Here is an 8,637-nt window from a genome sequence, read left to right as displayed (position 1 = left end):
CCGGGACCGACCCACCCGCCAGACCCTCTGGCCCGGCGAACCACCCCCCGACACATCGGACGACGAGACGGTCATCACCGACCGCCGCGACGACTTCCTCCGCTTTGTCACGGAGGACGTCAACCGTCGCCGTAGCGCCGCGTCCCAGCGGGTGGGAGGTGGGTGATCATGACCGAGGCTGCCACCGTCATGCTGACGGTTCGTCGGGCTGCTGGGCGACTCGTGCTCGATCCCAGCAAGTGGCGACGTCGTCAGTGTCGGCGTCGGCGTCCTCGAGGGGTTGGTCCTCGGGCACAAGCGTTCGGGCCTACGACGCCCGGCGCGGTGCTCTGATCGAGAACCGAGGCGAGCGATGCGAGCCAACGGCAGCAAGGCGAGCGCGTGGACGACGCCGACGTACGATCTCGCCTCCGGGAGGCGGGACCGGACACCAGCCGAGCGCGCCCCCGCCGGACGAGATGACAATTCTGTCGAAGCGAGCCAAGGATCTTCTACGCCTTCAGGGCTGCTCACGGCCGCGCAACTGGCAGATCACTGGCAGATCCCGGTCCGAACCATCTACGCCTGGGCCAAGCGCAACTCGATGCCCCACTACCGGGCGGGGAGACTGCTGCGCTTCGACCCGGCCGAGGTCGCTGACCACTTTCGGCAGGTTGGTTTCGCCGTCGAACTCACGGGCGACCCTGACCATCCGGGCGAGTCCGCGTTCGATCTACTATCGGCGTAGTGGCCCGTGCCTGTCGGTCACCAGGAGCCAGAAGATGGCGCGAACGGGTCACGGCGCATGCCTCGCGAGTCGCGGGCAACCACGTGTCGCACGTCGCCCATCACAGGCGCGGCGGGTAAATGGCGGCGCCGATCAGGTTCCCGACGGCCCTGGCGAACCGCTGACCCTCACCCTCCGCCAAGGGCCCGGGTCCCTGGTTGGAGTCCTCGAGCAGTCGGTGGGGGGCAGGCGGTGCGTACACGACCGCGACCTCGGTGGTCTCACCGGGTCCGAGCAGGTCGGCGGTGAGAGGGTTGTGGTCCGCGGCCGCGTGGAGCTCGGCCTGGCGCGAGTGCCACAGCAAACCGTGCGTGGGTTGTCCGCCCACGTGCCGGCCGTGCAGCGCCGCCGCCCAGTCCCGTGTGCAGGCGTAGTGCGCTGGCAGGGAGGTCACCAGCTGGCTGCGATCGATGCCCAGCCGCTGGAGCTCGGGGTCGCGAAGGTCGATCAGCCGGACGTCGGCCACCAACCGGACCCGGCTGAGTGACCATGCGGCGAGCCGGTGCGGGTAGATGCGTGGCTGTGGAGGCGTGGCATCGTGGAACGCGGACTCCAGCAGCGCGGGGGTCGCACGCCTGGACACGTACGCGTGGGCGACCTCGGCCAGCGGCGCGAACCGACTGTTGCCGGCGCCCGGTACCAGTCCATCGGCCGGATACGCCCGTCTGTGCCCTCGGAACAGCTCGACGCCAGCGTCCAGCGTGGACGTCCGGACACGACGCACGACCGCCGGGTCGGGGTCGGGGACAGGACAGCCCTCCGGGTACGGACACGACGGTGCGGTCACGCGTCACCGAGCAGGCCAGCCAACGCCCGTTCGACGTCATCCGCGTCACCGGTCCGGATCGCGTCGGCCGGGGTGCGCTGATCGAGCCAGCCGTTCGGAGTCTCCGCCCAGTCCCAGATCGCCCACGGTCCGAGACCCGCATTGACCAGCACCCCGACGACCCGTGCCGCGACCGGATCGAGCTCGTAGACCGGTCCCAACTGGAAGGTCGGGATCAGTGCCTCGCCATCATGCGGCACCGTCACCAAGCGGCGGGCAGCCCGGTACCGCTTGACCCGCGCCCGGGCGGCGTCCTCGCTGATCCCTGCTCCCTCGGCGAACATCGCGGTCGTGATCGCCGAGGCCGAATCCAGCAGCCGGGCTCGGGCCGCGTTGAGCAGGCGTGCCTGTTCGAGCGACGCCTGGTCGTAGCGGGGTTCGACGACCGGCGCGCCCGCGAGATCCATCAGGGACATGAGAACCCTTCCACGTCCCGAACGTACCACGCAGCACGTTGGTGGGCGACTGTGACAACAGCATCGTCGTGGCGTTTCCCACGTGGGAAGACTGTGGGAAGAACTGGGCCGAACAGTGCGGTTGAGCCGGCCGGTGACGGCCCGAATTTCCCCGTAAATCGCCATATTCTCGTGAAAGTGTGGGCCATGACGTGGCACCAGTGGCAGGCCGAGTACCCGACGGACAGGAAGATCGGTACGTCGCGGCGCTTCGCTTCCGCGAACGCCTCATCACCCCACGGGAACCAGTCCACCGGGTTGTCGGCGTGCTGGCGCAGGTAGGGCGAGGTCTCGTGCGCGAGCCGATTGGCCACGGTCCTGCCTCGAGGTCGGGTCCCGCGAGGCTACGGGCCCGTCGCGCTTCACCCCTGACCGGCATGCCCAGCCGGATCGTCGACCGACCAGCTGGAGGAGTAGAGGAAGCGCTGCCCGCGGATGAGGGTGACGCGACACTCGACCGGTCGATCGCCGCTGGAACCGAGACGACGGACCCGCAGCAGCGCCTCGCCCTCGTCGAGCTGCAGCAGGTTGCGGGCGTCGGCGTCGGGGACGAGCGGCTCGAGGGTCTCGGTCGCTGCGGTGATCCGGATGCCGGCGCGCTCGCGGAGCTCGTCGTAGAGCGCGGTGCGGGTGAGGTCCACGTCGAGCAGGTGCCGCCCCACGTCGGCGGGCAGCCAGACGCTGTCGAGCGCCAGTGGTTCGTCACCCGCGAACCGGAGCCGCTCCACGCGCACGAGTTCGGCGCGCGGTGGCAGCCCGAGGCGGGTGGCCGCGTCAGCATCACGATCCGGTTCGAGCGCGAGCACCTCGGACCGCTGGGTGAGCCCCTGGTCCTCCACGGCGCGGTAGAGGCTGTAGAGCCCACCGAGCGGCTGGGTCAGCCGACCATCGTTCAGGAAGCTCCCGCGACCGCGGTGACGGTCGACCAGGCCCCGCGCACGCAGACGCCGGACCGCCTCACGCGCCGTGTGACGGCTGACGCCGTAGTGCTCGGTCAGCTCACGGTCGGTGGGGAAGCGGTCGACGATGTCCCCGGACGCGATGCGTCGTTCGAGGTCGGACAGCACCTGCTGCCAGAGCGGCGGTCCGGCGGTCGTCGTCACAACACCAGCTCCTGCACGAGGACACCCACCGCCATCACGGCCACGAACCACCCGAACGCGCGGCGCAAGCGCTCCTCGGGGACCCGGCCGGCGAACCGACCCGCGATGACGCTACCGACGACCGCGACCCCGGTCACCGACAGGGCGAGCGACCAGTCGATCGACGTGCTCGCCAGGTACCCGAGGAGGCCCGCGCCCGACTTCAGGGCGATGATGACCAGCGAGGTCCCGACCGCGGTCGCCATCGGCAGACCGCCGAGCAGGACCAGGGCCGGGACGATCAGGAAGCCGCCACCGGCACCGACGAGCCCCGTCACGAGACCCACGACCAGTCCGTCGGCGACGATGCGGACCACCGGCAGGCGATCCGTGACGTCGTGCGGCGCAGGAGAGCGGCGGCCGCGGAGCATCGCGACCGCGGTGACCACCATCATCACCGCGAAGGCGATCAACAGCCAGGTCCCCGGGATGAACTCGGCGAGCCGGCCGCCACCGTACGCACCGACCATCCCGGCGGCTCCGAAGACCGCCGCGGTCCGCCACTGCACACGGCCGGCCCGCGCGTGCGAGACGGCGCCCGCGGCGCTGGTCACACCGACCACGAGCAGCGACATCGCGATCGCCGCCTTGGGGTCCTGCCCGGCGACGTACACCAGCACCGGGACGGCCAGGATCGACCCGCCCCCACCGAGGAGCCCGAGGGCGACCCCGATGAGCAGGGCGAGGGCGAGCGTGGCGACGAGCACCTCAGCGAGCCGAGGTCGCGGTGCCGGCGAGCTCGGCGACCACCGCATCGACGTCGCAGCTGGCGGCGCCGCGGTTGTAGGGCAGCTTGCTGAGCACCGCACCCATGGCGCAGGTGTCGGTCGCTGCGGCGGTGACGAGCCCCGCGCCGATGCCGGTCGCGATCCACCGGAGGCCCGGGACGACGACGCTGCCGAGCCCGGCCGCGAGCACGATGCCGCCGGCGACCAGCCGCACCTGTCGCTCCAGGTCCCAGCGGGCCGCGCCGCGCTCGACCGGCGCACCCTCGGCCTCCCACGCCGACACGCCCCCGTCGAGGACGTGGACGTTCGGCAGGCCGACGGCCGCGAAGGCGGTCTCCGCCTGCTTGGCCCGCATCCCCGAACGGCACACCAGGACGGCGTGTTCGTCGAGGTGGCGGGCGAGGCGCTCGCGGTGCTCTCGGAGCGTCTCGAGCGGGACGTTGTAGGAGCCGGGGATGTGCACGGTCTCGAACTCCGCCGGGGAGCGGACGTCGAGCACGTGCGGCGCATCGGCGCTCTCGAGCCAGCTACGCAGCTCGGCGGGGGCGAGGTGCTCACCGGGCAGGACGGGCGCGGTCGTGAGGGTGGTCATCGGGTTCCTCAGGGTCGTGAGCGCACGGGAGAGGTGCGCGGGGCGGACGGGGGAGGCGGGTCAGGTCGGACCGGGTCAGCCCTCGGGGACCACGAGGTCGAAGTGGCGGGCCGCGTTCTCGTCGAAGTCGTCGTCCACGAGCACCACGTCGCGGCCGGCGCGGGTGAGCAGGCTCGCCGCGATCGAGGACCGGTACCCGCTGGCGCAGTGCACCCAGATCTCACCGTCAGGTACCTCGTCGAGCCGGGCCTCGAGCTCGTGCAGCGGGACGTGCACGGCGTCCGGGAGGTGGCCGTCCTCCCACTCGAGCCGGCGGCGGGTATCGAGGATCACGCGGGCGTCGCGTCCATCGACGGCCTCACGGAGCCCGGCGAAGTCGGTGGTGTCGTAGCTGCCGCGATCAGCGGACCCGTCGACGGCATCCGGCCCACCGGGGAGCTGACCGGCCGGGCGGTCGATCCCGATGCGGACCAGCTGGCGCTGCATGTCCGCGATCTCCTCGGCCGTGTCGGCGAGCAGCGTCACGGGCGTGCCCCAGCTGATCAGCCAGCCGAGGTAGGTCGAGGAGTTGTCGGCGAGCTCGATGTTGATCGTGCCGGTGAGGTGTTCCTTCGCGAACGCGGTGCGGTTGCGCAGATCGACGACCCACTCCCCGGTGTGGATACGACGCAGCAACTCGCTGGTGTCGACCAGCTCCGCCGGCGAGAGGTCGACGTCCGCGGGCCCCTGTCGGTTCCTCGGCGCCATGTGTGCGTAGTAGGTCGGGTAGGCGTCGAGCCCGGCCACGAGGATCCGGACGAACTCGTCCTCGTCCTCGATGGTGTACGCCTGGTTGTCGCGCCGCTCGGTGCCGATGGTGGAGGTCTCCCGCCCGGCGGTGTCGCCGGACGAGCAGAAGCTGCCGAACCCGTGGGTCGGGCGGAGCTCCACGTCGTCGGCGAGCTCCGTGGCCAGACGGTGCGCCGTGCGGTGCTGGGCACGGGTCAGCTCCTCGGTCAGCGAGGACGTCACGAGGTCGGTGCGACCGACCGAGCCGTACAGCAGCGAGCCACCCGAGAACACCGCGACGTCCCGCTCCCCGTCGTTGGCGACGTAGGACAGGTGGGTCGGGGTGTGGCCCGGGGTGTGCAGGACCCGGATCGTGAACGAGCCGATCGCGAGCTCGTCGCCGTCACGGACACCGGAGACCTCGAAGTCGAGCTCGTCGGCGGCGTTGAGGTGGTAGCTCGCACCGGTGCGCCGCGCGAGCTCGTAGCCGCCGGTCACGTAGTCGTTGTGCACGTGGGTCTCGAACACGGCCGACAGCTCGAGTTCGTGCTCCTCGAGCAGGTCGAGGACGCGGTCGATGTCGCGCTGCGGGTCGATCACCGCGGCGACGGTCCCGTCGTGGACGAGGTAGCTGCGATCGCCGAGCGAAGGGGTCTCGATGGTGATGATCTGCATGCTCTGCCGGACCTTTCCTGCGTCGAGTGCTGCCGCGGGTGGCGGCACGGGGGGTGGATCGTCACCGGACAACGTCGCAAAATGTACGGACATTCCGTGCGACCCGTCACGACCGTGCGGCCACCGCGACAGGCTGCACGACGGGCGACGATCGGCGCTACGACCGACCGGGCCGGCGAGCTGGCCGGACGCCGTCTCCGTCTCGGTGCGAGGAGCGTCACCGCGGGACCCGTACCACGAAGACGAGGGCTGCCCCACCGACGCCCACCAGGAGCGCCTCGTCGGGAACCGACCGATCCAGCCGCAGCGACACGCTCGGGCAGGTACGGTCCGATGCAACGGTATGTCCGTACATCACGCCCCGGCACACGGGGGCAGCGAGCCGAGACGACCGACGATCACCGACGAGAGGGCACCCGGTGCGGACGTGGGGGATGCGACGCTGGAGCACGGCGGTGGCCGGCACCGTGGCGGTGGCGCTGCTCATCGGGCTGCCGACCGAACTGATCCCGAACCCCATCTTCACCCGGATGGTGGCGGCCGAGTGGTGGAACACGCCGGTGTTGGTCGCTTCGTCGGTGCTGTCCGGCCTGCTGCTCGCCACCTACGTCCGTGAAGGTGACGTACCGACCGACGAGCGTCCGACCCGGCGCGGCGGGCTCGGTGGGCTGCTCACCTTCTTCGCGGTCGGGTGCCCGGTGTGCAACAAGCTCGTCGTCGTCGCGCTCGGGACCTCGGGAGCGATGAGCTGGTTCGCGCCCGTACAGCCGCTCCTGGCGGTCCTCGCGCTCGCCTTCCTGGCCGTCGCGCTCCGCGGCCGACTCCGCGGTGAGCGCAGCTGTGCGGTCGCTCCGCAGCCGTCGTGAGCGACCTGCACCCGTTCACGCTCATCGAGCAGTTCTGGTGGGCCGGTCCGCTCGCGGCGGTCGCCGTCGGCGTGGTCCTCGGCGCGAGCCCCCTGGCCTGGCCGATCCTGGCGACCGCGGTCGGGACCCGAGCCGGCGCCACCGGCGAGGGGTCCGCACCTCCGAGGCACCTCCTGCTGGCGCTCGGGGCCGGCATCACCGTCGTCTACGCCACGCTGGGGCTGCTGACCGGACAGCTCGAGCGGGTGATCAGCGAGGTCCTCGGGGCGTGGGCCGGCATCGGCTACGTGGCGGTCGCGGTCGCGACCGCCGCGGGGGGCCTGCTGCTCCTGCTCAGCGCGGCCTTCTTCGTGTTCCAGGCGTGGGCGGGTGGGCTGGCGATCTCACCGACCCTGCCCTGACTCTCACCGGCCCTGCCTGAGCGGTCACCCTGAGGTCAGGCCTCGGCCGCAGCCCCGCCGTCCTCACTCTCGGAGGGGGCTTGGCCGCCTCGACGACGTGCGAGCTCAGCACGTCGGAGGGCCGCCTCGGCTCGCTGCTGAGCGGCGCGAGCCCGCGCTTCCGCGGCGAGCATCCGCCGACCGGCCGAAGCGAGGTCGACCGGGCGCCCAGCCGACTCACGGTCGAGCGCGTCCTGCTGCCCGTCGAGCAGCTGTTGGTTCCGGTCGCGGGAGACCTGCGTGTCGTCGAGCGACTCCTGCGTCGCGTCGCGGCGCGACTGGGCGGCTTCGACCGCTGCACGCCGGTCCGAGACCCGCGATGCATCGCCGCGGCCGACGTCGAGGTCGCGCCGCTGCGCGTCGGTGTGCTCCTGATCGTGTCCGTGGCGTGCTGTTCACGGTCGGTGATCGCCTGGTTGAGGTCCGCGGTGGCCTGATCGCGTTCGAGCTCGGCTTGACCGACCTCGGAGGCATCACGGTCGGATGTCGGGTCGTTCATCTCTGGCTCCCGGGATCCCATCACGGTTCAGGCGTCGCGGCGTGCGCGGGTGAGCGCATCGTCGACGAACAGCGGCAGCGGCGGTACCGACTGGAGGTCCATGACCATCCACGTCCCGGGACCGGCTCCCTCGGGCAGCGCGTCGGCGTCGACCTCGACGGCGGTGCTGCCCGGCCCGACGAACAGGACGGCCGTGTCACCTTCGATCCGGTTGACGACGGCGCGGTCGAGTCCGATGCCGGACGGGCCGGTGTCCACGACGGGCTCCTTGGTGGGTGAGCGGTGCACCGGCGCAGGCTACGCGGCGAACGGCCGGGGCCACCCCGTCCATCGGGAAGGCGCGTCACCGACCGGTGGTCGACCAGCGCCAGGCTTCGCTCGGGAGGTTCCGCAACCCGAAGCGGCCGGCGTTGGCTCGCAGCCAGTCGAAGGCGGCGTGGCCGGAGCAGCGGGAGCTGGGGTTCGGGAAGCAGATCGTCCGGCCCTGGTAGGTGAAGTCCACCGCCAGGCCCTTCTCGTGCTCGGACGAACCCGGGATGGCCGTCGGCACCCGGCAGGACGACGCGGGCGAGGAGTACACGTCCGGGCAACCGTTGACCCGCCGCAGCGACGCCTGCACCTCAGGCGAGCGGTAGCCGGAGCCCCCGAGGATGATCCCATCCGCCCGGGCGGCGTCCAGCAACGCCTGCAGCGACGAGCCGAGGGATGCCGCCACCGTGATCCCACCGACCGTGACCAAGCCGGATGCCGGTCCCGGTCTCACGGTCGTCGCCCCACGGGGTGCCGACGGAGCCGGGGAGCGCTCCCGCTGCGCGCGGGCCTGCTGGGCACGCTCCGCCGCAGCACGCTCCGCCGCAGCACGCTCCGCCGCAGCACGCTC

At 71.6% G+C, this 8,637-nt stretch carries 11 protein-coding genes and 2 pseudogenes; 4 read left to right on the top strand and 9 right to left on the bottom strand.

Annotated features, from left to right (window positions below):
* The first annotated feature begins 352 nt into the window (after positions 1 to 352).
* On the top strand, positions 353 to 727 hold the full coding sequence (locus WEB03_RS11670) for a helix-turn-helix domain-containing protein (protein WP_368071126.1): 375 nt from the start codon (positions 353 to 355) through the stop codon (positions 725 to 727).
* 100 nt (positions 728 to 827) lie between these two features.
* Here WEB03_RS11670 and WEB03_RS11665 read toward each other — a convergent pair whose 3' ends face one another.
* The 7 genes and pseudogenes from WEB03_RS11665 to WEB03_RS11635 form a co-directional block, all read right to left on the bottom strand.
* Complete coding sequence (locus WEB03_RS11665) at positions 828 to 1,349, bottom strand: hypothetical protein (protein ID WP_368071125.1); 522 nt, start codon at positions 1,347 to 1,349, stop codon at positions 828 to 830.
* Between the two features lie 200 nt (positions 1,350 to 1,549).
* The gene (locus WEB03_RS11660; RefSeq protein WP_368071124.1) at positions 1,550 to 2,008 is read right to left on the bottom strand and encodes a hypothetical protein; all 459 of its coding nucleotides are present in this window, start codon (positions 2,006 to 2,008) and stop codon (positions 1,550 to 1,552) included.
* A gap of 179 nt (positions 2,009 to 2,187) precedes the next feature.
* Positions 2,188 to 2,361: pseudogene (locus WEB03_RS11655) on the bottom strand (DUF255 domain-containing protein); the annotation flags it as partial.
* A gap of 48 nt (positions 2,362 to 2,409) precedes the next feature.
* On the bottom strand, positions 2,410 to 3,150 hold the full coding sequence (locus WEB03_RS11650; RefSeq protein WP_368071123.1) for a GntR family transcriptional regulator: 741 nt from the start codon (positions 3,148 to 3,150) through the stop codon (positions 2,410 to 2,412).
* Positions 3,150 to 3,896, bottom strand: a pseudogene (locus WEB03_RS11645) (sulfite exporter TauE/SafE family protein); the annotation flags it as partial. The pseudogene WEB03_RS11645 and the gene WEB03_RS11650, both read right to left, overlap by 1 nt.
* Before the next feature lies 1 nt (position 3,897).
* Entirely contained in the window at positions 3,898 to 4,509 is a 612-nt protein-coding gene (locus WEB03_RS11640; RefSeq protein WP_368071122.1) for a rhodanese-like domain-containing protein, read from the bottom strand.
* Between the two features lie 75 nt (positions 4,510 to 4,584).
* Positions 4,585 to 5,952: a rhodanese-like domain-containing protein gene (locus WEB03_RS11635; protein WP_368071121.1), complete on the bottom strand. Its 1,368-nt coding sequence runs from the start codon at positions 5,950 to 5,952 to the stop codon at positions 4,585 to 4,587.
* A 455-nt stretch (positions 5,953 to 6,407) separates the two neighbouring features.
* Between WEB03_RS11635 and WEB03_RS11630 the strand changes: the two genes are divergently transcribed.
* The 3 genes from WEB03_RS11630 to WEB03_RS11620 all read left to right on the top strand — a co-directional run bounded on the left by WEB03_RS11630 (position 6,408) and on the right by WEB03_RS11620 (position 7,695).
* Positions 6,408 to 6,818 carry a hypothetical protein gene (locus tag WEB03_RS11630; RefSeq protein ID WP_368071120.1) on the top strand — a complete coding sequence of 137 codons (411 nt, stop codon included), beginning with the start codon at positions 6,408 to 6,410 and terminating at the stop codon, positions 6,816 to 6,818.
* Complete coding sequence (locus WEB03_RS11625; RefSeq protein ID WP_368071119.1) at positions 6,815 to 7,219, top strand: hypothetical protein; 405 nt, start codon at positions 6,815 to 6,817, stop codon at positions 7,217 to 7,219. Before WEB03_RS11630 ends, WEB03_RS11625 begins: the two co-directional genes overlap by 4 nt.
* Positions 7,220 to 7,299: 80 nt before the next feature.
* Complete coding sequence (locus tag WEB03_RS11620; protein WP_368071118.1) at positions 7,300 to 7,695, top strand: hypothetical protein; 396 nt, start codon at positions 7,300 to 7,302, stop codon at positions 7,693 to 7,695.
* Positions 7,696 to 7,784: 89 nt separating this feature from the next.
* Here the strand turns inward: WEB03_RS11620 and WEB03_RS11615 are convergent, their stop codons facing one another.
* Complete coding sequence (locus WEB03_RS11615; protein ID WP_368071117.1) at positions 7,785 to 8,015, bottom strand: DUF3006 domain-containing protein; 231 nt, start codon at positions 8,013 to 8,015, stop codon at positions 7,785 to 7,787.
* Between the two features lie 85 nt (positions 8,016 to 8,100).
* A partial coding sequence (locus tag WEB03_RS11610; protein ID WP_368071116.1) for a M15 family metallopeptidase occupies positions 8,101 to 8,637 on the bottom strand: 537 nt, incomplete at its 5' end.

The sequence above is a fragment of the Nitriliruptor sp. genome, assembly GCF_040882075.1.
In the GTDB taxonomy this organism is placed as follows: Bacteria; Actinomycetota; Nitriliruptoria; order Nitriliruptorales; family Nitriliruptoraceae; genus Nitriliruptor.
This window is presented reverse-complemented; position numbering and strand designations above follow the sequence as displayed.

Coding starts and splice junctions, on each gene's coding strand:
- WEB03_RS11670 (WP_368071126.1), top strand. CDS start 353: ATGCGAGCCAACGGCAGCAAGGCGAGCGCGTGGACGACGCCGACGTAC.
- WEB03_RS11660 (WP_368071124.1), bottom strand. CDS start 2,008: ATGTCCCTGATGGATCTCGCGGGCGCGCCGGTCGTCGAACCCCGCTAC.
- WEB03_RS11640 (WP_368071122.1), bottom strand. CDS start 4,509: ATGACCACCCTCACGACCGCGCCCGTCCTGCCCGGTGAGCACCTCGCC.
- WEB03_RS11635 (WP_368071121.1), bottom strand. CDS start 5,952: ATGCAGATCATCACCATCGAGACCCCTTCGCTCGGCGATCGCAGCTAC.